Origin of the sequence: Campylobacter sp. RKI_CA19_01116 (genome assembly GCF_025771405.1) — a bacterium.
In the GTDB taxonomy this organism is placed as follows: domain Bacteria; phylum Campylobacterota; class Campylobacteria; order Campylobacterales; family Campylobacteraceae; genus Campylobacter_D.
This window is the reverse complement of sequence record NZ_JAKMQF010000001.1, coordinates 210573-234128: the sequence shown is the minus strand read 5'-3', so window position 1 is coordinate 234128 and position 23556 is coordinate 210573. Positions and strand designations below refer to the sequence as shown.

Below are 23556 nucleotides of genomic sequence, written 5' to 3'. Positions count from 1 at the left end.
GTTCTTAGAGTTTTTCAATAGAACTGGAGGCTTAAAATGATAAACCCTATACATCAAAGTTATGTAGCTCAGGTTGCTACTAATGATATAAATAAAACAGAAAACAAAGAAAACAACAAGGCAAAAGAAACTCAAAAGGCAGAAGAAAGTAAAGCATCTTTAATTGCTTCTCAAATTAAAAATGGTGAGTACAAAATCAATCTACAAGCCACTTCTAAAGCAATAGCAGATTCTTTATTATAATTTTTATCCTTTTTTGGGTTGCTGCCTAAGAAAGGATAAAAAATGGTTAAACAATATTTAGATGAAACAAATTCTATTTTAGAAAAACTCATCAATCTTACTTTAGAAGATATAGCGCAAATTCAAGCTGCTAATCATAAACATGTAAGTAAAAGTGTTGAAGATAAAACTAAACTTGTAAATGACTTCCAAATTGCTAAAAAAAATCTTGACAAGGCTTTGGTAGAACTTAGTAACCAAGGAAACAATAAAGGCTTAGATGAGCTTTTGGATGACGAAGATAAAGAAAAACTTACTCTTTTAAAGCAAAATTTAAATACCTTACACCAAAAAAATAAAGAATATGCCAAACTAGCTCTTATTATTAAAAATTTTTACGACAATCTTTTAAATGCAATGTTTGAACAAAATGGAACAAATAATGCTTATGGGGATAATAAGACAATTCCAGATTCATTATTTAAGATTAATGTTTAAAGGCTAAGTCATGGGAATTTTTGATAGCTTATATACCGGAGTTAGTGGCATAAGAGCTGCTGAGCTTCAAATTAACACAACAGGTAATAATATTGCCAATGCAGACGCAGTGTTTTACACAAGACAAAGAGCTGTGCAAAGCTCAGGTATGTCTCTTGATAGAGGTGGTTTACACTTAGGAACAGGCACACAAATTGATACCATAAAACGATTGCACGATGAGCACTCTTATTATGAGTTAAAAAATGCCACTACTCAACAAAATTATACAAATTATTTAGGACAAATTTTACAAGAAGCAAGCCAAAGATTTCCTGATATGCAAGGAACTGGTATTTTACAAGATTATAAAAATTATTATGATGCATGGAATAATTTTGCTTCTAATCCAAGTGATGGAGCAAGTAAAATAGATCTTGTTAATAGTGCAAATACATTAACTCAAAACATACAAAAAACCCTACAAGATCTTAGCAAAATGCAACAAACTGTCAACGAGCAAATCAGACAAACTGTAGATGAGATCAATAATATTGGTCAAGAAATTGCAAATATCAACAAACAACTTGAAAATGAAGAAGTTTTACCTACTGATAATGCAAATCAATTAAGAGATAGAAGAGATGAACTTGAACTTAGACTTTCAAAATTAGTTGATGCAGTAGCTTGGAAAGGGAAAAGCTCTCAAGATAGTACCCTAGAATCTACTATGACTGATTCTGGAAGATATTATGATTTAAGTATTCAAGGTTTTAGCATAGTCAATGGCTCTAGCTTTCATCCTTTAAAATTAGATGATAATAATCCTAATGGATTTTATCAAATTTATTATGAAGTAAATGATGAAAACCGCTATGATTTAACTAGTAAAATTTCAGGTGGACAACTTGGAGCTCAGCTTGACCTTAGAGGTAGAAACTATGATGGCAATCACGATACTTACAGCGATGGAAAATTGCAAGAGTATAAAGATATGCTCAATACCTTTACAAAAACACTTATAACTCAAACTAATAATGTCTATGCTCAAGCAGCAACTGATAAAGTAAATTCGGATGATTTAAAAGGTTTAAAACCTGATACTTCTTTAATGAGTTATGATAAAAATATCCAAGCAGGAAGCTTTGATATTACAGTTTACAACGAAAAAGGTGAGCCTGTTGCTACTAGAACTATAAAAATTGATGTTAATACCACCATAGAGGATGTTGTTAAGCAAATCAATGCAGATATTGATGATAACAAGAATGGTCAAGGTGGTGATGATTTAAATGATTTTTTTCAAGCCTTTTATCATTATGATGGACAAAGTGATAGTGGAAATTTCCAAATCAATGGCTTAAAAAAGGGTTATAAAATAGCTTTTAAAGACAATGGTACAAATTTCCCAGGGGCTTTAAATGTATCTTCATTTTTTAATGGTCAAGATGCAAGCAATATCAATGTAAATTCAAGCATTAGAAATGATCCAAATAGCTTAAAAGCAAGCTCAAATGGAGTTGATGGAAACAATGATGTAGCTAATGCTATGTTGCAACTTCAAAATCAAAAAGTAAATTTTTATAATAAAGATGGTACAGTTGATACTATGTCTTTAGATGGATATTATAGAAAATTTACAGGTCAAATTGCTTCAGATGCTGAAAGCAATGGTTTTGCGCATGCAACTAATATGACGGTATTTAATACAGCCTATGCAGAATATCAATCAAAAAGTGGCGTAAATACTAACGAAGAATTAGCAGCGCTTATACAATATCAAGCAAGTTATGGCGCTGCAGCTAAAATCGTAACTACTGTTGATCAAATGCTTGAAACCTTACTTGGTTTAAAATCTTAATGCAAATTAAAGCTCTTTTAGATGAGGCTATTTTAAGTAAAAATACTCAAAAAGAGCTTTTCTCTCATCCTGATCCTTTGCAAATTGCAAGTGTTTATAAAGATGAAACCATAGCTTTGCTTTGCGCTTTATTTGCTTATGGAAATGCTAAAAATATTGTAAATTTTTTAAAAAAACTTGATTTTTCCTTGCTTGAAAGAAATGATGAGATTATTAAAAAAGAATGCAAAGATCTAAAATACCGCTTTCAAAACTCTCAAGATATAGCTCAAATTTTTATCACACTTAAACGCTTAAAAAATGAAGATAGTATAGAAAATATTTTCACTAAAACTTATCAAAAAGAGCAAAACATCACACATGCAATAAAAGCTTTTATAGAAACAATTTATAAACTTAATCCTTATAAAAGCTATGGTTATGAGTTTTTCTTTTCAAAAGAATTTAAAACTCCAAAAGGTCCTTTAAAAAGATACAATATGTATCTTAGGTGGATGGTAAGAAAAGATGAGCTTGATTTGGGTTTGTTTAAAAATATCGATAAAAAAGATTTACTTATACCCTTAGACACCCATACTCATAAAGTTTCATTAAAACTTAAGCTTTTAAAGCGTAAGATTTATGATTTTAAAAGTGTTTTAGAGCTTACTCAAAGTCTTAAAAAATTTGATCCACAAGATCCTATAAAATATGATTTTGCTCTATATAGAATCGGACAAAACAAGGAAAGCTTATGGAGCTTGAATTAACTTATTATGTGATTTTATTTTTTGTTGCTGCTTTTGCAGGCTGTGTTGATGCGATTGTAGGTGGTGGTGGACTTATTACTATACCTGCTTTATTTGCTTGCGGGATCCCTCCTCATTTAGCCCTAGCCACCAATAAACTTCAAAGCACTTTTGGCTCACTTACTGCGGTTTTATCTTATAGAAAACATATGAATATAGAAAAAATTGCCTTAGGTATTTTATTTACCGCAATTGGAGCTGTTATTGGTACTTATGCAGTTTTACTAATAGATCAAAACGCTGTTAAAATCATTGTGCTAATATGCCTAGCTTTAGTTTTTCTTTATACTATTTTTAAGCCTAATTTAGGAAATGTTCATAATGAAGCAAAAATGAGCGCCACAAGCTTTCAAGTCACTTTTGGTTTATTGCTTGGCTTTTATGATGGCTTTTTAGGGCCTGGAACTGGGTCTTTTTGGATTTTTGCTTGTGTAATATTTCTTGGTTTTAGTATGAAAAATGCAAGCATTAATACTAAAATCTTAAATTTCACTAGCAATGTAGTGGCTTTAGGAGTGTTTTTATACTCTTATGAAGTACTTTGGAAAGTTGGTATTTTAATGGGTATAGGCCAAGTCTTAGGTGCCTTTGTAGGCTCAAAACTAGTCTTAAAAACACAAGGAACTTTTATCAAAAAACTCTTTTTAACTATGGTTGCTTTAACTATAGCTAAGGTTGCTTATGATTATCTTGTTTAAATTCCTTGACTAATTTGCCACATAGGTAAAAATACACCCAAGGCTAAAACTAAAATCAAACTCGCCATAAAAATTGTCATCAAAGGCTCTAAGACACTTAAAAGTCTTTGAGTGTAATTTTCTTTTTTATGTTCATAAAATAAAGCAAGCTCATAAGTACTCTCATCTAGTTTAGAACTTTTTAAAGCTAAATTTAACATTCTTATCGCAAAAGATTCAAAAAGCTTTATTTTGAAAAAAGCTTGATCTAAATCAAGTCCTGATTCAAATGAAGTCTTTATAATAAACATTTTGTTTTTAAAAAATTGATTTTCTATACCTTCACAAGCAAGCTCAAAAGCTCTTTTTATATCCACCCCTGCTTTCAATAAATAAGAAAAAATCAAGAAAAAACAAAATTTATCTTGATAAAATATTATCTTTCCAAAAATGGGAGAATAAAAAAGAATTTTATGAAAAAACAAAGACTTTCTAAAAGAGTAAGCAAGCATTATAAAAAATCCCATACCTAATAAAATAAATACATAAAAATGTTTAAAAAAATCTCCTAAAACAAAAAGAATTTGAGTGATTTTTGGCAAATCTAGTTCAAGTTGCAAAAATAAAGTTTTAAATTCAGGCAAAACCAAAATCATCAGTACAAAAAAAGCTAAAATAATACATGTAAAAACAAAAAGTGGATAAGTTATAGACTTTTTAAACTGCTTAAAACTATGAAGGTTTTTCTCTTTTAGATTAATGATAATCTCAAAAGCCCTATATAAATCCTCCTTACCGTCACAAATTTTTAAAACAGCACATTCTCTAGAATTTAAAACACCTCTAAAAGCTTCATTATAAGAGCTTCCATTTTTGAGTTTATTATAAATCATACTAAATATTGTAGCTATATGCACATCATGATTTGATCTTGTAAATTCTAAAATAGCTTCTTGTAAGCTTAATCCTGCTTTTAAAACCATACTTAAATCTTTAAGGATAAAAATAAGCTCTTCTTCTTTAATTTTATGTTTTGTTGTCCCAAAGTATTCTTCAACACTAATAATATTTTCAAATGATTTTTGTGCAATATTTCTAGCTTCATATAGATTTTTAGCTTTAATTACACATTGCTTTTGCTCTTGTTTTAAGATATAAGAAATAATAAATTTTTTCAAAAACCAATCTTTCTTAGCTCATCTACACTTGTTAAACCAAGCTTAACTTTTTCCAAAGCATCCATACCTAAAGTTAAAAAGCCTTTTTTTAAAGCATATGTTAAAATATTTTCATAATTTGCATTATTTTCTATCATACTTTTTAAATTATGGTCTAAAAATAAAAACTCAGCCACCATTAAACGCCCTTTATATCCACTATACATACACTTAGCACAACCCTTTGCTTTATAAAATTTTCCTTCAAAAACTTGATTTTGAAAATGAAATTTTTCATCGCTAAGTTCTTTACATTCACATAATTTTCTTACCAAACGTTGGGCTATGATCAAATTAAGCGCATAAGCTATTAAATACTCTTTTGCACCCATGTGTTTCATTCTAAAAATAGCTTCTATAGCACCATTAGTATGCAAGGTGCTTAAAACTAAATGTCCACTTAAAGAAGCTTTTAAAACTATATCCAAACTCTCCTCATCTCTGATTTCACCCACCATAATCACATCAGGATCTTGCCTTAAAACCGCTCTTAAAGCCTTGTGAAAATCAAAACCAGTTTTAGAATTTAACAAAATTTGCTGAGCATGTTTAAGTTTATATTCTATAGGATCTTCTAGAGTAATGATTTTTTTATTTTGATCAAGCTCGTTTAAAATAGCATGCATAAAAGTGCTTTTACCACTCCCCGTTGGCCCGCAAAATAAAATCAAACCATAAGGTGCGTTCATGTATTTTTTCAAATAGATTAAATTTTCTTCTTTAATAAAAAGTCTATCAAGTTTTAAAACATGCTCATCTTGTTTTAAAATCCTAACCACCACACTTTGCCCAAATAACAAAGGCATAATTGAAATTCTAAAGTCATACTTTTGCTCTAAGATTATCTTAGAAAAACTCCCATCTTGAGCTTGTCTTTGTTCGGCTACATTAAGCAAGGCAATGATTTTTATATGCATTAATAAAGCCTGATAAGAATCCACATCAAGACTATGGATATATTTTAATTCTCCATCTATTCTAAATCTTATCAAAACTTCATTTTCCAAAGGCTCTAAGTGAATATCACTTGCTCTTAAAAAACAAGCATAAGTTAAAATTAAATTCAAAAACTGCTCTAATAAAAACTCATCTTTATTTTCATCACTTTTTAAATTAAGCTCTAATTTATCAAGATAGTTTTGAAAGCAAATTAAAAATTTAATCCTTTCTAGTAAGAATTTAAATTGTGTAAAATCACAAAGAAAAATTTTAATAACCTTTAAGCGGTATAAATTTTGTATTTTTTCTAAAATACTCTCATCTAAAGGTTTTAAAGAAGCTATATGAATATTTTCACCATCTTCATAAAAACAAAAAATATTATATTGTTCTATTAAAGAAAAAGGCAGAACATGGAGATATTTTTCTATTTTAAGAGTTTGATTTAAGTCTAAAATTTCCAATTTATACTCTAAAGCCAATTCTTGCAAAGAAAGTTCATTTAAAGCTTTTATTGTTTTTGCGTCATTCAAAATAATTTCCTAAAAGTTTTTCATACTCTTCTTTAGCTCTTAAAGCATCTTCATGCTTTCCAAGTTTTAATTTAGCATTGATAAAAACTAGCCATGCTTCTTTTTCCAACAACTCAAATTCATTTGCCTCAATAGCCCAAAAGATAGCTTTTTGATAATCTTTTATTTGATAAAAATATTTAGCCAAATTTAAAGCATTTTCATAACTTGGGTGATTAATAAATTTTTCATAAAATACATTTTGCTCAAAACTTTCATTTTGAATATTCATTGCATTCAAAAAAGACAAACAAATTAAAAAATTAAAACATATCATCTTCATGTTCAAAACCTAATTCTTTCAAACTTAATACTTTTTTATCAGCTCTTATTAAACTTGGCTTGATGATAAAAACTATTTCACTAATATCTTCTAAATTTTGCTTTCCTTGAAATAAAGCACCAAAAAGTGGTATTTTAGATAAAGCACTTACTTCATTATGGTTACTAATCGTATTTTTACTAATCAATCCGCCCAAAATTAAAGTTTGTCCATCATCAACTTCAACTACAGTAGAAAGCTTTTTTTGTATAGTATCTGGTGCTATATTTCTTGGTTTATTTTGTCTATGATTATCAACACTATATTTAAAATCACTCAAACTAGGATTAATCCTAAGCATGATTTTATGATCATCTGAAATTTCTGGCAAAATATTTAGTAAAATTCCTACAAAAATAGAATAATTATTATAAGTTTCACTAATAGTTGTACCATTTTCAGTACCCTTAGAGCTTTCTTTTACTTGATAATTAATCGTATCACCTATGGAAATAATAGCTTGCTGATTATTAAGTGCCATAAGTTTTGGGTTAGAAAGTACAGTAGTTTTACCATTTTCTTGTAATAAATTTAAAATAGCCTTAGTTTCAACATTAGCTTTAAGATTAATATTTTTAACACCGCCTTTATTGATTATAAAATCATTATCATCTCCATTAAGTTTAAAAGCAAGCTCTTGCCAATTAATTCCACTTGAATGACTTTTATTTAAATGTACTGCAACTATACTTACATCAATTAAAACTTGTTTTTTAAGTCTTTTATTTAAATCTTTTAAATATTTTTCAACCCTTGTAAGCTCATACAAAGTAGCATTTAAAGTGATAATCCCTGCATTAGTATTAATAATAGGCTTAGTTGTATTTTCATCTAATAAAGCTTGTATTTCTTCTGAAATTTTTTCCCAAAAATCAAATTTATCCGTGCTAATGACCAAATTATCTGCTTCTTTAGCACTATCATAATCGCCCTGTTTAGGTCTTGAATCCACTGAAGCTTTGGTAATACTTTGCCCTTCTCTAATAGAGCTTATATAATGCACTTTAAAAGTTTTAACTTGTCTTCCATAAATTTTTAAAATATTTTTTTCATACTCATAAGCAAGATTATTTTCCATCAATAAAAGTTTAAAAATTTCTCTTAAAGACATTTTTCTTATGTGTAAATAATTTTGAGTATGATTTAACTTTTCTCTGGCTAATGAATCTTTTATTATAATACTAAAACCACATTCTCTACCAAGTTCATTTAAAATTTCAATCAAAGAAGTTTTATTTTCTACACTTATATCAAAAAAGCGTTGATGACACTGTGAAGCAAAAACGTTTGTAAAGGTTAAGATGCTAATAAATAAAAATATTATTTTTTTCATACAATTTTAAAACCATGATTTTTTCTTCCTTTATCAATACAACTTGAGAATTTTTAATCTCAACAATCTTAAAACCTTCAATATCATCATTTAAAGCATACCATTTATCATTAATCTTAACTTTATTAGAAATGATAGCTTGCAAAGAAAAATCAGATTTTATATTTGTAGTCTTTTGAAAAAAAGGATCTTGAATCAAAGAAAAATCAATATTACTGCAATCTTGATTCAAAAATGGGTACTTAGCACCAAAAGCACTAAGCACCCATAAACTCACAAGTAAAAATCGAAGCAAATTTTAATTTTCATTACTAAAATCAGCACTTGCTAGACGTTTAAGTTGTCTATAACGGCGTTGTGCTTCTGCTTTATTTTTTTCAAATAATTCTTTTGCTTGCTCAGGATTTGATTTTTTCAAAGAATTATAACGCACTTCATTCATTAAAAAGCTTTCATACAAATCCCAATCAGGCTCTTTAGAAGAAATTGTTAAAGGATTTTTACCTTCTGCTTCTAAACGTGGATCGTAAATATAAGTTGGCCAATATCCACATTTTGTGGCAAGTTCTGCTTGATTTCCTGAATTTCCAAGCCCACCTTTAATACCATGAGCTATACAAGGAGAATAAGCAATAATCAAAGAAGGTCCATCATAAGCTTCTGCTGCTATTATTGCTTTTAACAATTGCGCATAATTTGCATTAGAATTTACTTGAGCTACAAAAATATAACCATAAGTCATAGCAATTTGTCCAAGATCTTTTTTCTGTACTGGCTTACCTGCTGCAGCAAATTGAGCTACTGAACCTGTTCTTGAAGATTTTGAGCTTTGACCTCCAGTATTAGAATACACTTCAGTGTCAAGCACTAAAATATTTACATTTTCACCACTTGCTAAAACATGATCAAGCCCGCCATAACCTATATCATAAGCCCAACCATCACCACCAAAAATCCAATGTGATTTTTTACTTAAATAGCTTTTCAGTTCTAAAATATCATTTACAGTTTTAATCTGTTTATTTTCTTCTAGCAATGGCACTAACTTATCTCTTAGCTCTAAAGAAGCTTTAGAATCTTCTTTATTTGCAATCCATTCTTTATATAACGCAGAAAGCGCATTAGGAACTTCTTGCATACTTTCATTCATGATTTGCTCAATTTTATGTCTTGTTGTTTCAGTTGCTATTTTCATACCAAGACCAAATTCAGCATTATCTTCAAATAAAGAATTACCCCAAGCTGGTCCATGACCATTTTTATTACTTTTTCTATATGGAGTTGAAGGAGCTGAACCACCATAAATAGAACTACAACCTGTCGCATTAGCAATAATCATTCTTTCACCAAACAATCTAGTGATTAAAGTGATATAAGGAGTTTCTCCACATCCTGGACATGCTCCATGGAATTCAAATAAAGGTTGAGCAAATTGAATACCTTTTGCATTTTCTCTATTTAAGATATTATCTTTATAGCTTACTTTTTTGAATAAATAATCTGCATTTTCCTGCTCACCATGATCAAGCTCTTCACCTAGCGGAACCATTACTAAAGATTTTTCTTTAGTTGGACACTCATGCACACAAAGCTCACAACCTGTACAATCAAGTGGCGAAACTTGAATTTTGAAATTTAATTTTTGCTCTTTTACGCCTTTTGCATTTAAACTATGTTCTTTTACACCTGCTGGAGCATTGTTTAATTCTTCTTCATCAATCAAGAAAGGTCTAATAACCGCATGCGGACACACTGAAGCACATTGATTACACTGAATACAATTAGTTTCTATCCATCTTGGCACCATAACACCAACACCTCTTTTTTCATACTCAGTAGTACCATGCTCAAAACTACCATCTTCATAACCCAAAAATGCTGAAACTGGTAAATCATCTCCCTTAGCTGCATTCATAGGTTTTGCGATTTTTTCAACAAACTCAGTGCCTTTATAGGCTATAGTTTCTTCTTTAACTTCATCAGCTAAATTTGCCCAAGAAGGATCAATATCAACTTTTACAAGTCCATCTGCACCCACATCAATAGCTTTGTAATTCATCTCAACTATAGCATCACCTTTTTTGCTATATGATTTATAGGCTAACTCTTTCATATATTTTTGCGCATCTTCAAAAGGAATGATATTAGCAAGCTTGAAAAACGCTGATTGCATAATTGTATTTGTTCTACTACCTAGTCCTATTTCTCTAGCAAGTTTTGTAGCATTAATAATATAAAAATTAATTTCTTTTTGCGCTAAAACCCTTTTTACTGCATTTGGAATCTTCTTAATAGTCTCTTGCGCACTCCAAATACTATTTAAAAGAAAAGTTCCGCCTTTTCTAATGCCTGCTAAAACATCATAAATTTCTAAATAAGCAGCCACTGAACACGCTACAAAATGCGGTGTAGAAACTAGATAGGTTGAAGTGATAGGTTTTTTAGAAAATCTTAAATGGCTTCTTGTATAACCACCTGATTTTTTAGAATCATAAGCAAAATAAGCTTGTGCATAAAAGTCTGTTTTATCCCCTATAATTTTAATAGAGTTTTTATTCGCCCCTACAGTACCATCAGCACCAAGTCCATAGAATAGGCACTCTATAGTACTCTCATCACCCAAAGAAATTTTTTCTCCCACAGGCAATGAAGTAAAGGTCACATCATCATTAATTCCTATGGTAAAACCATCTTTTGGATTTGCTTGATTTAGGTTTTCAAAAACCGCTAGAAGTTGAGCAGGATCAACATCTTTTGAAGAAAGTCCATATCTACCACCAACGATTAAAGGTGCTTTTTCTTTTCCATAATATGCGCTTTTTAAATCCAAATAAAGTGGCTCGCCTAAACTTCCTGGCTCTTTAGTTCTATCTAAAACAGCTATTTTTTCAACACTTTGAGGCATTACATCAAATAAATATTTTAAACTAAATGGTCTATATAAATGAACTTTTAAAACCCCTACTTTTTCGCCTTTGTTGTTTAGATGATCTACAACCTCTTTTAAAGCTTCAGTCACTGAACCCATTGCTACTACAATGCGCGTTGCGTTTTTATCCCCATAATATACAAAAGGTTTGTATTCTCTTCCTGTAATTTTTGAAATTTCTTGCATATATTCATTAACAATGTCAGGAATAGCTTCATAATATTTATTTGCCAACTCTCTTGTTTGAAAATAAATATCATCATTTTGAGCCGTACCTCTTGTTTTTGGATTTTCTGGATTTAGACAGGAATTTCTAAATTCTAATAAAGCTTCACGGTCAAGCAAACGATCAAAATGCGCATAATCCATTACTTCAATTTTTTGGATTTCATGGCTTGTTCTAAAACCATCAAAAAAATGCATAAAAGGTACTCTACCTTTAATAGCTGCTAAGTGTGCAACACCTGCTAAATCCATACTTTCTTGCACAGAATGTGAGCAAAGCATAGCAAAGCCTGTTTGTCTTGCTGCATAAACATCTTGATGATCGCCAAAGATAGATAGTGCTTGAGAAGCCAAAGCTCTAGCTGCCACATGAATAACCCCAGGTAAAAGCTGACCTGCGATTTTATACATATTTGGTATTTTTAGTAAAAGTCCTTGAGAGGCAGTATAAGTAGTAGTTAAAGCGCCAGCTTGCAAAGAACCATGAACCGTCCCTGCCGCTCCTGCTTCACTTTGCATCTCTACAACTTTAACCGGTACTCCAAAAAGGTTTTTTTTACCTTGAGAAGCCCATATATCAGTATAATCTGCCATTGGTGAACTTGGGGTAATAGGATAAATTCCGGCAACTTCTGTAAATGCATAAGCTGCATAAGCTGCTGCTTCATTACCATCCATTGTTTTCATTATTTTACTCATCTAATTATCCTTATAATTAAAATAATTACTTAAAATCAATAGCTACTTTATCTTGAATTGTCTTAAACAATGATAAAAAATTTTTATTATTTATGAGCATGGGGTTTGAGTGTGAAATTATCGGATATTTTTTATATACTCTATTGCCTCATAAGTATTTTTAAAAAGTGGAATTTTAAATTTAGCTAAACTTTCCTTGCTTTCATAACCACTACTTACTGCTATGGGTTTAACGCCAGCATTACAAGCTGCTTGGATATCTAAATGAGTATCTCCGATCATAAATGCATTTTCTTTACCTTTAGATAATTTTTCTAAAGCTAATAAAATAGGCTCAGCATTTGGTTTTGGGTGAGTTACATCATCTCTACCTATAATAACTTTAAAGTATTTTCCTATCCCTAAATAATCTAGCAAAGGTTTGGAAAATTTAGAACTTTTAGTCGTTACAACAGCTAAATCAGCAAACAAACTAGCCTCATATACACTTTCTTTTGCCAAAGAAAGCAAAGAAGTTTGCTCTATATAGATTTTTTGATATACGCTTCTATAAGCATTAATATACTCACTTGTTTTTTCTTTTGCCACTCCAAGTTTTTCAAAAGCTACATCTAAAGGAAAGCCTATTAAAGCTTTAATGGCTTCATGATCTCTTAAAGGCTCGCCAAAAGCTTTAAAAGCAGCATCAAAACCATCTAAAATGGCACTTGTAGAGTCTATCAAAGTGCCATCTAAGTCAAACAAAATTGTCTTTTTTAACAAAGTTTATTCTTTAATGAAAAATTTTGCTTCCACGCGTCTATTTTGCGCACGGCCTTCTTTAGTATCATTGCTTACTTTTGGCTTATCAAAACCATAGCCTTTAGTTGCAATTTTTTCTTTAGCAACACCTGATTTTTCAAGTTCTTTCGCAACTGCCTTTGCACGCTCTAATGATAATTTTTGATTATAAGCTTTAGTTCCTGTACTATCTGTGTGACCTTCTAAAATGGTATAATATTGTGGGTTTTCTTCTAAAACCTTACCTACTTCTTGGATTTTTTGTGCAAACTCAGGGTTTATAGTGATTTTATCAAAACCAAAATGCCCTTCAAGTGCTATTGTCTTTTCACAACCTATATGATCAAGCAAAGCACCTTTTCTTGGTTCTGGACATGATTTATCAATTTGTTTTGATTGCGGTTTTTCTTCGATTTGTTTAGTTGCAGTTTGAGGAGTTTTTGGAGCTTTATTACCAAAATAAAAACTCAAGCCAACACTAGAAATCAAATTATGTTCACCATTATTGAATTTAATTTGATCTCTTGCTTCAAGTCTTAAAGCCAAATCTTCGCCAAGTGCAAATTTAAAACCTGCACCATATTGAGCAAACATACCACTTTTATTTTCATAAGCTCCATGACTCAAATACTCATAACCTGTTCCCAACAAACCATATAAATATACATGATTAGCCAGATCAATTCCCTTAATAGCATTTACATAAAATCTTGAAACACTAGTATCTGTATGTGTATTATCGTTTGGATTATTATATTTTGCATTGTCATAATACTCTAAGCCAAGTTCAGCCTGATCTAGCCATAAATCATCATAATGATAACCAAATCTCAATCCCACTCCACCATAATTTTTAAGATCTAAATTTCCTTCTGGAGTTGTGTAGTTAAAGGTTGGAGTAATTTCTATTTTACTAGTATCAAAAGCAAACAAAGCACTAACTAAACTAACCAATCCTATGATTTTTTTCATCGACTATCCTTAAAAATGAAAATAAATGGGGTATTATATAAAATGAAGATTAAAATAAAATAAGCCCCTTTTGGGTAAGGGGCTTAAATTTACTACAAAAAGGAGGTTTCCCTGATCGGACTTTGAAATTATAAAAGTTTATTATAAATAAAAAATCCTATAATTTTAAACAAAACTAAAATACATGAAAAAATATGTTTTTTTTAAAAAATGAAAGAAAAAATGGATCCAAAAATGGATCCAAAAAAAGATTAACGTTTAGAGAATTGTGGGCTTCTTCTTGCTTTTCTGCGACCGTATTTTTTACGCTCAACAGTTCTACTATCTCTAGTAAGAAGTCCTTTTGGTTTTAATAATGCTCTAAAATCTGCATCCATAGCAGCTAAAGCTCTTGAAATACCATGTCTTAAAGCTTCAGCTTGAGCGCTGTATCCACCGCCTAAAGTTGTTGCTTTAATATCCATAGAAGTTTCTTGCTTAGTTACTAATAAAGGCTGAACTACTTTTAATTTTATAGCTTCATGTCCGCCAAGCCAAGTGTTTAAATCCATACCGTTAACGATGATTTTACCACTACCAGCTTTTACCCAAACTTTAGCTACAGCGGTTTTTCTTTTACCTGTTGCGTATGTTGTTGCCATGATTATTTTCCTTTATTAGCAATTTGAGCAGTATGAGGATGTTCGCTACCTGCATAAATTTTTAATTTTTTTAGCATAGCTCTACCTAGGTTTGTTTTAGGTAGCATACCACGAACTGCTAATTTATATAATTTAACTGGATTTTTTTCTAATAAATCACCAAATTTCTCACTTTTTACACTTCCAAAATACCCTGAATGTCTGTGGTATAATTTATCTTCTGCTTTATTTGCACCTGTGAAAACTGCTTTAGAAGCATTGATAATGATTACATAATCTCCACAATCAACATTTGGAGTATAGCAAGGTTTATTTTTACCTCTTAAAATAGTCGCTACTTCTGTTAAAAGACGACCAAAACGCTTTCCTTCAGCGTCTAAAACGATCCATTCGCGTTTTACTTCGTTTGGCTTTGTTATCTTTGTCATCATCTTACCTTTGCCAAAAATTTTTTAAAAATGAGATTATAATTATTTTAGCTTAATTAATACTTAATTTAAGAATATTTAAAGCTTAAATATTCTTACCACTATATGAAAAATATTGAGTATGAAAAAATACACAACTTAAAAAATAAAACGATATAGATATCTTATATAATGTTAAACCTCTATTACATCCACTTTATCTTTTAGAATATACACCAAAAAAGCCTTAGTGGAAGTCTTGGTTAAGATTTTTTCTATGGCTTCTTTGTAAAGTAAAACTTGCTTTTTATGCTCGTTTAAATTTAAACCTGTTTTATAATCTATAATGATAGCTTCATTATCATCAAATGTAAGCATATCAAGCTGTTTTTGCTCGCCTTTATAAGTGATGATTTGCTCTTTAAGTAACTTTTTACCCACTAAAAGTGCGTTAAAACTCTCATCTTTTAAAAGCATAGTAAGTCTTTTAAAAAGCTCACTAAAAGCTTCATCATCTAAGTAAAAACGATATTTTTTATACACCATTTGCTTACAAAATTCAAAATTATTTTTAGTGTTAAAATCAAAATATTGTAAAAATTCATGCAAAGCCAAGCCAAAATGTATTTGCTCGCTTGTAAAATAGTTTTTAACTTTAACTTCTTGTAAATTTACCTTTTGAAATTCTTCAAAGCTTTCTATTTGCTCTAAATTTTCCAAAGGCTCATTTGTTTTTGAAAGTTGTTCTTCTAAAATACCTATTTGCTTTTCTTCATAATCTTTAAAATATCCTTTAAAACCCTTATAATTTTCATCATTTTTTATAACAAAAAGAGAATTTTTAGCTCTAGTAAGTGCTACATATAGACAATTTATCTCATCTTCTGTTTGGAGTTTTTTTCTTTTGTCTAAAAAGGCATTATAGCTATCATCTTCAAGGTATTCTCTAGCACTATGTCTGTATTTTATTTCCCAGCCCTGCTCTAAATCATACTCAAACATTAAAGTATCAGTATCTGGAGCTTTTTTACTAAGTCTATCAAGCACGATTAAATTTTCAAATTCAAGCCCCTTAGACTTATGCACGGTCATAATGCTAACTCCATCATTTTGCGCTTGTAAAGAACTTAATTTACAAGGACTAAATAAAAAATCAAAAAAATTATCAAAAGTACTTGCATGTTCTAAATAAGCGATAAGATTAACATCACTTAGATCAAGCTTTAAATAATCAATCAAGTATTTTAAAATTTCACCTACACTGCGGTTTAGATCAAGCTCAAGATAGCTAAGTTCTTTTTTTAAAATATCATTTACAAAATACAAACTAAACTCATCTTTAAGCACACAAGCCTTTGCATACTCAAAAAGCACTCTTACGCTAACACAATCTAACAAAGGAACATTGCTTTGCGTATAAGCTTTAACGCCATTTTCTTCAAGAAATTCTTGAATCAAAGTGGCGTCTTTATTGACCCATACTAAAATGCAAATATCATCAAGCTTAATGCCTTTTTCTAAAAGTCTATGGATGATTTTTAAAGCTTCTTTAGCACTTGCTTCATAAACAGAACCATCTTTACTAGGGATGTGATTTTGCAAAATTTCTACATACCCGCCTTCTTTAACGCTTTTTTGCAAAGTAAAGCTAGGATTTAAAAAGCTATCAAAAAATTTATCTTTAAAAGTGTCATTGACATAATCAACAATGATTTTTTTACTACGATAATTAGTATCTAAATGCTCTAGTTTAATTTGTGGAAAGTCTTTTAAAAGCTTATCAAAAAGTTCTTTTTTACCCCCTCTAAAACCATATATACTCTGCTTTTTATCGCCTACATAAAAAAAACTTCTGTTTTTTTTCACACCCTCACCTGAAACAAGCTCAGCGATAATAGGCTTTAAAATTTGATATTGCAAGACATTAGTATCTTGAAATTCATCGATTAATAAATGAGAAATATATCCATCAAGTCTAAAATAAATCAATTCTTTATTAGCCTCATCACTAATTAATTCATAAGTTTTTAAGGCTATATCTGAAAAAGTTAATGCATTTTGCTTGGTATTGTTTTCATTTCTTGCTTCTTTAAAATGCTTCAAAAGCTTTGCAAGCATACTTATGCGGTAATTTTCTATTTGATTAAAATATTCTTTTGCATTTTGTATAAGCTCTGCTCTTTTTTGTAAAAATTCATTATCAATGACTTTAGTAAAATAATTTTTATCTAAATTACTAATAATAGGCTTAGCGAAAAAATCTTCCATTCTTTCAAAATTAAAATTTGAAAGATAATTTTTATTTGTGCTTAAATTTTTTGCATAAGCTATAAACTCATCAATATTTTTTTCTAAAGCAGCCTTGCTTGGAAGGTAAGCTTTTGGATTTGGCTTAACATCACAATGTTTGGTATATAAATTTTCAAGGTTTTTTAAAAAATCACTTTTGCTTTTTGTTTGGATAATGTAATACGCTAGACTTTTTAGCTCTTCTTCGTTTAATTTAGCAATGAAATTTTTATAACTATCTTGACTTTCTATGATCTCAAAATCACTCATAAAACCTAAATTTAAAGCAAAAGAACGAATGATTTGCGAAAAAAAACTATCAAAGGTATAGATATTGAGTTTAGATCTTAAAAATTCGTTTTTACGCTTTTGTCTTAAATCTACAAGCTCTTCTTTGCTTTTGCCTAGCATTCTCATAAGCTCATTGCATTCTGCTTTATTTTCTCCATTTTCAAGCACATCAAATTCTAAAAAGGTTTTAAAAATCCTTTCTTTCATCTCGCTTGTGGTTTTATTGGTAAAAGTAAGAGCTAAAATTTCATTAATCTTAGCTCCCATTAACACCAAAGCTACAAAACGCACGCTTAATGCAAAAGTTTTTCCACTTCCTGCACTAGCTTCTAAGGCCAAAAAAGGCTCAAAATTACAACTCAAAGCTTAAACTCCTTTTTATAAAGCATGGTATAAGAACTATAGGTATTATCATTTCTTTGATTAGTAAATTCTTTTTCTAAAGGATCTTTTGCAAGCTCATTAAGCATGTCTTTAAGCTCTTGCACCTTTTCACTTTCAGTATTTTCATAAACGATTTTCATATTTTTTAAATCATAAAAACAAGCATTTATATTTTCTAAAGGGTATACACCCTCTAATAAAAACTTATAAAAAGCAAGCTGGTAAGTTTTTTCATCTATTTTCCCAGTTTTATAATCTATGACTAATTTTTCATTTTCATTTTCATCTAATCTATCTAAACGACCAAAAATAGTAATTTTAACTCCATTTTGAGCGATAAAATCTTTTTTTTGTGAAAATTCACAATCTCTTACCATAAAACCTTGTTTAAAATGCTCATTTTCAAGCACTTGAAATTCTTTAAACATTGCTTGTATTAAAGCTAAATTTAAAGCATCGATTTTGTAATCTTTCAAATTTTTTACAATATCCATAAATTTTTCATAGTCAAAATATTTTGCTTTTTTGTTTTGTTTATAGTATTTTTCTAAAGCTTTATGAATAAAACTTCCTAGCTCATTCGCCCTAAGAGTATCTTCTAATTCTTTTGGTTCTTTTAGTCCTAAGACATATTTATAATAATAATCTAAGCCATAATTTATCAAAAGGTGGAATCTCGTAAAAGTAAGCTCTTTACTAAAATAATCATGCTTAGCCATTATATGTGTAATTGGCTCAAGGTTAAAATCGCACTTGTGTGTTTGAAAGTATTTGATATAGGCATTGTCACTGTATGTTTTATCCTCTATGAGTAAAAAATCAAGCTCACTTAAAAATCTTGACTTGATTTTTTCTTCATTCTCTACATAAGAAATTCCTACTAATTTTGCCTTGGCTATTAGGGTATAATAATAATGTCTTTGTAAATTTTCTCTTTGAGCATGAGTAATAAGTCCTGCTTTTTTTCGAATTTCATTATTTAAAAATAACTCACTTGAAACTCTTTTAGGGATAAACTCATCATTAAAATCAACTATAATCACCCCATCAAAGCTGAGCCCCCTACTTTCTAAAAGCCCCATTACAGTAACTTCACCACCGCCAACACTGCTTAGTTTTTTATTGTCAATTTGCATGAAAAATAACTCTAAAATTTGCTTAAAACTTAAAGTATGTGTTTTTATAAGTTCTTTAATGAATGCAAGCTCTTGATAGATATAATCTTGCAATTCTTGATTGTTAATATCTTCTAGCAAATTATGGATGAAGTTTTCAAAAAAATCAAAAGAGATATTTTCATCAAAAAGCTTTCTAAACTCTATAAAATCAATACCAGAAGGATAAAAATGCAAATTACATAGGTGCTTGTTTAACTTTTGCCTATCAAAAAAATCTTCACTCAGCTCATACTCAAACTCATCATCTTTAGCACTTTCATATAAAGTCTTTAATCTATGATAAAAAAGCGTATGTTTGATACTTTCCCCATTGGCATAGTTTAATACATTGTTTTTATCATAAAGTCTTAAAATATCTACAAAGTTCTCATCAGGAGTAATCACTACAATATCTTTTGCACTAATACCAGCTTTTAAAAAGCTGTTAATTTTTTCAAAAACAAAAGCAGCTTGCAAAGACCGTAAATTAAAACTTTTATAAGTGATTTTATTTTCTTGTACAAAAGGACACTCTTGTAATATTTGTTCTTGGTTTACATCATATAAATACGCATGATTTTCCTTAAGAGAAAGCCCTTGTAAAAAGCCAAGAGAACTTAAAAAATCTTTATTAAATTTAGTACAATTAAATTGCACTTTAAGAGGAAGTATTTCCTTAACTTTTAACAAAAGCTCTACTTCAAAAGCATTCAAAAAACCTTGAAAATCAAAAATAATCTCATCATAATTTTTTAAAAAATCATTATTAATTTCATAATCTAATACTAAAGAAATATCATCATATAAATTTTGTTCATGTAATAGGGTAAGATAATTTTTAAAAAGCTCTTCTAAAATTTGTAAATGTTCATCATACTGAGCATAAGCGTCATAATTTTTTAAAGCACTAATATCCTTTTTCTCCAAGCTAAGTTCTTTAAAAAAACTAAATAAATAAGCATTGTTTTTTAAAAATGCAAAAAAATTACTCGGTATTTTCAAACTTTGTTCTAAATTTTTGGTTTGTTCACAAGCCTTTTTCATCAAAAGCAAACACTCATAATGAGTTGCTTGAAAATGCGGAGAAAAAACTAATTTTTGCATAAATTCAGCTATACTCATAGCCGGATCTACTAAAGTGTCTATTTGTAGTTTTTTCTCATAATATTTTCTTAAAGCTCTTAGTGAGCTAAAAACAAAAAGCTTCATTATTTAGTCTGTAAAAAGAATTTAAAAAATCCTACGCTATTTTCATCTTGAGTGATTTTTAAAAGTATTTGCCATGCGCCTTTTTCTTTAATATTAAAATCAAACACCAAATCACTTCCTTCTAATCTTGCTTGTAAATTCTCATCATTTACATTTGTATGTGGACGCGAAAGTAAGGTTTGGATTTGAAGCTTACTTAAGTCATAATCTTTTAAATTTTCAATCGCAATCCTAAGTTCATTTTGCCCTTCATTAATATAATAAACTTGATTTTTCTTATGTATAAAGCTTTCTTTATCTTTAATGCTTAATTTAAAATTTTCATCAAAAGTCTTTTGTCTGTTTTGAATTTCATTATAATTTAACTCTACATTTTGATAAGAATCAAAATAAAAATTATCTTCATATACAGGTGCTTTGCTTGCGATAAAAATCGTTACAATACAAGCTATAACAATAAGCCCTAAAGAAATCAAAATACCATAAGGCCAAAATGTTTTCTGATTTTGCATTTATCTTCTCCTTTTGATTTTTCTTTGCACTAACATCAAAATCGCAACACATAAAAAGCCATAAATTAAAATTCTCATGATATTTAAAGTATCACGATTTGAATTTCCATAAAAAGGTTTTATATTAAAATGATTTGCCACTTGATCAGCAATATCTGCATAACCATTTAAAATAGCAGCATTATAAATGTCTTTTTGTTTAGGATTTGCAAGTATAGGCAAAATCGTTCCTTTTTCAGGGTAAGGACTCAAAACACCTTCTTTATCAAAAAAAGCTAAAGCATCATCACTTGCAAGTATATCCACCTTATGTGAAGCTTTAGAAAATACAAGTAAAATATATGGTTTACTTAAATTAGCTTCATAGCTCTTTAAACTTTCAAAATCTTTTTTATCACTTAATGCCAAAGCGATATTTACTCCGGTTAACTCACGAATTTGCTTAGAGCTTGAAGTAATATTTTGTTCTATTGCAGTATTTAAGATATTGTCATTTAATAGTATTTCAGCATGTAAGAAATTAGCAAAGCAAATAAAAACGGCGGTTAAAAAACCGCCTTTAAATATATTTTTCATCCTATAAAAAGGTGATTTACAGTTAAAACTGACCAAGCAGTAACTCCTGCTGCTACAACTAAGCCAGCTATGATTAAGTATTCAAGAACTTTTGCCATAATCATTCCTTTATGATGATATGTTCTTCTCTTTTAGAGTCAAACATTTTAATTTGCTCTGCATTTTCTATTTTATAAGGTTTTTGCATAACATCTTGCTGTGTTTTAAGACCCCAAACAGTAAGTCCAGCTAGAATCGATAGCAATAAAACAGTTGCTATTAACATTCCACTAACACCCGAAAGTGAAAATACACATCTATTTGAATTTTCCATTATTCACCCCTTGAAAGAGAAATTGCATATTCGCTAACTGCTTCTTTTTGAAGCTCATTTAATAAACCATTATTAAAATGAGGCATCACACCTATGCTACCTGCTTTACCACGATTTAAAACATCTACTACAAACTCAGCACTACCATATTTTGTAAGATCTGGAGCAACCAATTGTCCATCAATCGTTCCTTTTCCATCTTCACCATGACACACTGTACAAGTTGCAAAAAGTTCTTTTCCTTTTGCTACAAGTTGAGGATTTTCAGTTTTTTTAATTGCTGAAATTTCAGAAGCAACATAGGCAGCAATTGCAGGGATATCAGTCTCATCTATGCCATTATCAGCTGCACTTAACATTTCACCCATAGGATAATTCATACCCTTAGAACCTTTAGTAATTACCTCTATAAGCCCTTCTTCTGAACCCCAAATGTTAAGATTTTGTGCTTTTCCATTAATACCATCACCTGTAATACCATGACAAGAAGAACATTGAACCAAGAAAATATTCTTACCCATTTCTTGTTTATCTTGTGCACTTAAATTTGCAAATTTTTGTGCAAATTTTTCATTATGTGCTTGCACTTCTTTATTATACTCACCAATTTGAGAATAACTATTTAAAGGATATCCCCAAAGAAAATACCATATACACCATACTATAGCTAAGAAAAACACTACAGCCCAACCAAGTGGTATAGGATTTTTAAACTCACCTATACCATCCCAACTATGCTCGCTTAGTTCACCTTGGCTCTTTTCTTCTTTCATACTTTTAAACAATTTTCCTACCACAACAAGCGTAATTAGTATGATAAGAATTGCTCCGATAAAAGATAATAAATTAACATTATCTTGTAAATTCAACCATTGCATTAAGCACTCCTTTTATTTTGCTCTAAAACACGATCGCTGATTTCATCATGCAATGCCAAATCAGCGTATTTTTCATAGTTTCTTCTACCTGTTTTTTCAGATCTATACAAATGAAACCAATAAGAATATAAAACTACCACTAAAAATACTACAAGAGCAAAAAAACCATAAGCTTGTAGCTCTCTTATTAGTTCTAAATCCATAGTTTTTCCTATTTTAAGCTGTTAAGATACGCAATCAAAGCTACAATCTCTCTAATTTCACCTCTAGCAAACGCATCTTTAACATCTTGATTTTTCATTTGATCTACTATAGCTTGAGCTTCTGCTTTAACTTCTGCTTGAGCCTCTTCCCAAGTACCTAGTTTTGTACCATTTTCAGTATCATAAGGCACATTGAAAACTTTTTTTACAGTTAGTGCTTCTGCATAAGCTGTTTCTATATTTGCATTATTGCTAAACATATGTTTATAAGCTGGCATAATAGAACCAGGGACAACTGAAACTGGATCCCACATGTGATTTTCATGCCAATCTGTTGTTCTAAAATTACCTATACGCAATAAATCAGGCCCTGTTCTTTTTGAACCCCATAAAAATGGTCTATCATAAGCATATTCACCACTAACTGAGTACATACCATAACGATCTGTTTCTGATTTAAAAGGACGAATAAGTTGCGAATGACATGCATTACAACTTTCTTTAATATAAGCATGACGTCCTGCAAGTTGTAAAACTGTATAAGGTTTTTTACCTTCAATTGGTCTTGCATTCTGAGCAAAATCAGGTAAAACTTCTACAATACCTGCATATGCAATCACTATAAATACTGCCACAGCAAAAAAGAATGGATTTTTTTCTAACCAACTAAACATATTTTTCCT

Annotated in this window: 24 protein-coding genes; 5 read left to right on the top strand and 19 right to left on the bottom strand. The window is 29.9% G+C overall.

Features of this window, described 5'->3' with window-relative positions:
* Positions 1–36 precede the first annotated feature (36 nt).
* From L8U41_RS01240 to L8U41_RS01220, 5 genes are read left to right on the top strand one after another with little or no spacing between them, the layout of a single operon-like run.
* A complete protein-coding gene (locus tag L8U41_RS01240) occupies positions 37–243 on the top strand; it encodes a hypothetical protein (protein ID WP_012661139.1) in 207 nt (68 codons plus the stop codon).
* A 42-nt stretch (positions 244–285) separates the two neighbouring features.
* On the top strand, positions 286–720 hold the full coding sequence (locus L8U41_RS01235; protein WP_263682764.1) for a flagellar protein FlgN: 435 nt from the start codon (positions 286–288) through the stop codon (positions 718–720).
* Between the two features lie 10 nt (positions 721–730).
* A complete protein-coding gene (flgK, locus tag L8U41_RS01230) occupies positions 731–2560 on the top strand; it encodes a flagellar hook-associated protein FlgK (protein WP_263678571.1) in 1830 nt (609 codons plus the stop codon).
* Positions 2560–3309 (top strand): TIGR02757 family protein, encoded by a 750-nt coding sequence (locus L8U41_RS01225; RefSeq protein WP_257403646.1) that lies wholly within the window; start codon positions 2560–2562, stop codon positions 3307–3309. Before flgK ends, L8U41_RS01225 begins: the two co-directional genes overlap by 1 nt.
* Entirely contained in the window at positions 3294–4046 is a 753-nt protein-coding gene (locus tag L8U41_RS01220) for a TSUP family transporter (protein WP_263702484.1), read from the top strand. The genes L8U41_RS01225 and L8U41_RS01220 overlap by 16 nt, the downstream gene beginning before the upstream one ends.
* Here L8U41_RS01220 and L8U41_RS01215 read toward each other — a convergent pair.
* From L8U41_RS01215 to ccoO, 19 genes are all read right to left on the bottom strand, one after another.
* Entirely contained in the window at positions 4043–5203 is a 1161-nt protein-coding gene (locus tag L8U41_RS01215) for a type II secretion system F family protein (RefSeq protein WP_263727593.1), read from the bottom strand. The two genes, L8U41_RS01220 and L8U41_RS01215, sit on opposite strands and share 4 nt — an antisense overlap.
* Positions 5200–6714 carry a GspE/PulE family protein gene (locus L8U41_RS01210; RefSeq protein ID WP_263727592.1) on the bottom strand — a complete coding sequence of 505 codons (1515 nt, stop codon included), beginning with the start codon at positions 6712–6714 and terminating at the stop codon, positions 5200–5202. The genes L8U41_RS01215 and L8U41_RS01210 overlap by 4 nt, the downstream gene beginning before the upstream one ends.
* Entirely contained in the window at positions 6707–7036 is a 330-nt protein-coding gene (locus tag L8U41_RS01205; protein ID WP_263727591.1) for a hypothetical protein, read from the bottom strand. The genes L8U41_RS01210 and L8U41_RS01205 overlap by 8 nt, the downstream gene beginning before the upstream one ends.
* A complete protein-coding gene (mshL, locus tag L8U41_RS01200) occupies positions 7017–8408 on the bottom strand; it encodes a pilus (MSHA type) biogenesis protein MshL (protein ID WP_263702492.1) in 1392 nt (463 codons plus the stop codon). The genes L8U41_RS01205 and mshL overlap by 20 nt, the downstream gene beginning before the upstream one ends.
* Complete coding sequence (locus L8U41_RS01195) at positions 8380–8703, bottom strand: hypothetical protein (RefSeq protein ID WP_263678564.1); 324 nt, start codon at positions 8701–8703, stop codon at positions 8380–8382. Before L8U41_RS01195 ends, mshL begins: the two co-directional genes overlap by 29 nt.
* A gap of 3 nt (positions 8704–8706) precedes the next feature.
* On the bottom strand, positions 8707–12261 hold the full coding sequence (nifJ, locus tag L8U41_RS01190) for a pyruvate:ferredoxin (flavodoxin) oxidoreductase (protein ID WP_263663818.1): 3555 nt from the start codon (positions 12259–12261) through the stop codon (positions 8707–8709).
* Positions 12262–12378: 117 nt separating this feature from the next.
* Complete coding sequence (locus L8U41_RS01185) at positions 12379–13023, bottom strand: HAD family hydrolase (protein ID WP_263727590.1); 645 nt, start codon at positions 13021–13023, stop codon at positions 12379–12381.
* 3 nt (positions 13024–13026) lie between these two features.
* Complete coding sequence (locus tag L8U41_RS01180; RefSeq protein WP_263727589.1) at positions 13027–14013, bottom strand: OmpA family protein; 987 nt, start codon at positions 14011–14013, stop codon at positions 13027–13029.
* A 251-nt stretch (positions 14014–14264) separates the two neighbouring features.
* Positions 14265–14654, bottom strand: coding sequence for a 30S ribosomal protein S9 (gene rpsI / locus L8U41_RS01175; RefSeq protein ID WP_039617655.1), 390 nt, complete (start codon positions 14652–14654; stop codon positions 14265–14267).
* Between the two features lie 2 nt (positions 14655–14656).
* The gene (rplM, locus tag L8U41_RS01170; protein ID WP_039617653.1) at positions 14657–15082 is read right to left on the bottom strand and encodes a 50S ribosomal protein L13; all 426 of its coding nucleotides are present in this window, start codon (positions 15080–15082) and stop codon (positions 14657–14659) included.
* A gap of 174 nt (positions 15083–15256) precedes the next feature.
* Positions 15257–18004 (bottom strand): RecB-like helicase, encoded by a 2748-nt coding sequence (locus L8U41_RS01165; RefSeq protein WP_263724598.1) that lies wholly within the window; start codon positions 18002–18004, stop codon positions 15257–15259.
* A complete protein-coding gene (locus tag L8U41_RS01160; protein ID WP_263727588.1) occupies positions 18001–20391 on the bottom strand; it encodes a PD-(D/E)XK nuclease family protein in 2391 nt (796 codons plus the stop codon). Before L8U41_RS01160 ends, L8U41_RS01165 begins: the two co-directional genes overlap by 4 nt.
* Positions 20391–20903, bottom strand: a complete 513-nt coding sequence (locus tag L8U41_RS01155; protein ID WP_263724600.1) for a FixH family protein — start codon at positions 20901–20903, stop codon at positions 20391–20393. The genes L8U41_RS01160 and L8U41_RS01155 overlap by 1 nt, the downstream gene beginning before the upstream one ends.
* On the bottom strand, positions 20904–21479 hold the full coding sequence (locus L8U41_RS01150; protein WP_149062089.1) for a hypothetical protein: 576 nt from the start codon (positions 21477–21479) through the stop codon (positions 20904–20906). It abuts the gene before it with no gap.
* Positions 21476–21577, bottom strand: coding sequence for a hypothetical protein (locus tag L8U41_RS01145; protein ID WP_149062088.1), 102 nt, complete (start codon positions 21575–21577; stop codon positions 21476–21478). Before L8U41_RS01145 ends, L8U41_RS01150 begins: the two co-directional genes overlap by 4 nt.
* Positions 21578–21579: 2 nt before the next feature.
* The gene (locus L8U41_RS01140; protein WP_039617641.1) at positions 21580–21792 is read right to left on the bottom strand and encodes a DUF4006 family protein; all 213 of its coding nucleotides are present in this window, start codon (positions 21790–21792) and stop codon (positions 21580–21582) included.
* Positions 21792–22670, bottom strand: a complete 879-nt coding sequence (gene ccoP / locus L8U41_RS01135; RefSeq protein ID WP_263724601.1) for a cytochrome-c oxidase, cbb3-type subunit III — start codon at positions 22668–22670, stop codon at positions 21792–21794. Before ccoP ends, L8U41_RS01140 begins: the two co-directional genes overlap by 1 nt.
* Positions 22670–22873 carry a cytochrome c oxidase, cbb3-type, CcoQ subunit gene (locus L8U41_RS01130; RefSeq protein WP_039617636.1) on the bottom strand — a complete coding sequence of 68 codons (204 nt, stop codon included), beginning with the start codon at positions 22871–22873 and terminating at the stop codon, positions 22670–22672. Before L8U41_RS01130 ends, ccoP begins: the two co-directional genes overlap by 1 nt.
* An 8-nt stretch (positions 22874–22881) precedes the next feature.
* A complete protein-coding gene (ccoO, locus tag L8U41_RS01125; protein ID WP_149062087.1) occupies positions 22882–23547 on the bottom strand; it encodes a cytochrome-c oxidase, cbb3-type subunit II in 666 nt (221 codons plus the stop codon).
* Positions 23548–23556 lie beyond the last annotated feature (9 nt).

Excerpts from the sequence above, each read along its gene's own strand:
- L8U41_RS01205 (WP_263727591.1), bottom strand. The coding sequence starts at position 7,036 with ATGAAGATGATATGTTTTAATTTTTTAATTTGTTTGTCTTTTTTGAAT.
- L8U41_RS01220 (WP_263702484.1), top strand. The coding sequence starts at position 3,294 with ATGGAGCTTGAATTAACTTATTATGTGATTTTATTTTTTGTTGCTGCT.
- L8U41_RS01140 (WP_039617641.1), bottom strand. The coding sequence starts at position 21,792 with ATGGAAAATTCAAATAGATGTGTATTTTCACTTTCGGGTGTTAGTGGA.
- mshL (WP_263702492.1), bottom strand. The coding sequence starts at position 8,408 with ATGAAAAAAATAATATTTTTATTTATTAGCATCTTAACCTTTACAAAC.
- L8U41_RS01240 (WP_012661139.1), top strand. The coding sequence starts at position 37 with ATGATAAACCCTATACATCAAAGTTATGTAGCTCAGGTTGCTACTAAT.
- nifJ (WP_263663818.1), bottom strand. The coding sequence starts at position 12,261 with ATGAGTAAAATAATGAAAACAATGGATGGTAATGAAGCAGCAGCTTAT.
- L8U41_RS01160 (WP_263727588.1), bottom strand. The coding sequence starts at position 20,391 with ATGAAGCTTTTTGTTTTTAGCTCACTAAGAGCTTTAAGAAAATATTAT.
- L8U41_RS01155 (WP_263724600.1), bottom strand. The coding sequence starts at position 20,903 with ATGCAAAATCAGAAAACATTTTGGCCTTATGGTATTTTGATTTCTTTA.
- L8U41_RS01235 (WP_263682764.1), top strand. The coding sequence starts at position 286 with ATGGTTAAACAATATTTAGATGAAACAAATTCTATTTTAGAAAAACTC.
- L8U41_RS01180 (WP_263727589.1), bottom strand. The coding sequence starts at position 14,013 with ATGAAAAAAATCATAGGATTGGTTAGTTTAGTTAGTGCTTTGTTTGCT.
- L8U41_RS01150 (WP_149062089.1), bottom strand. The coding sequence starts at position 21,479 with ATGAAAAATATATTTAAAGGCGGTTTTTTAACCGCCGTTTTTATTTGC.
- L8U41_RS01145 (WP_149062088.1), bottom strand. The coding sequence starts at position 21,577 with ATGGCAAAAGTTCTTGAATACTTAATCATAGCTGGCTTAGTTGTAGCA.
- L8U41_RS01225 (WP_257403646.1), top strand. The coding sequence starts at position 2,560 with ATGCAAATTAAAGCTCTTTTAGATGAGGCTATTTTAAGTAAAAATACT.
- rplM (WP_039617653.1), bottom strand. The coding sequence starts at position 15,082 with ATGACAAAGATAACAAAGCCAAACGAAGTAAAACGCGAATGGATCGTT.
- flgK (WP_263678571.1), top strand. The coding sequence starts at position 731 with ATGGGAATTTTTGATAGCTTATATACCGGAGTTAGTGGCATAAGAGCT.
- L8U41_RS01130 (WP_039617636.1), bottom strand. The coding sequence starts at position 22,873 with ATGGATTTAGAACTAATAAGAGAGCTACAAGCTTATGGTTTTTTTGCT.
- ccoO (WP_149062087.1), bottom strand. The coding sequence starts at position 23,547 with ATGTTTAGTTGGTTAGAAAAAAATCCATTCTTTTTTGCTGTGGCAGTA.
- rpsI (WP_039617655.1), bottom strand. The coding sequence starts at position 14,654 with ATGGCAACAACATACGCAACAGGTAAAAGAAAAACCGCTGTAGCTAAA.
- ccoP (WP_263724601.1), bottom strand. The coding sequence starts at position 22,670 with ATGCAATGGTTGAATTTACAAGATAATGTTAATTTATTATCTTTTATC.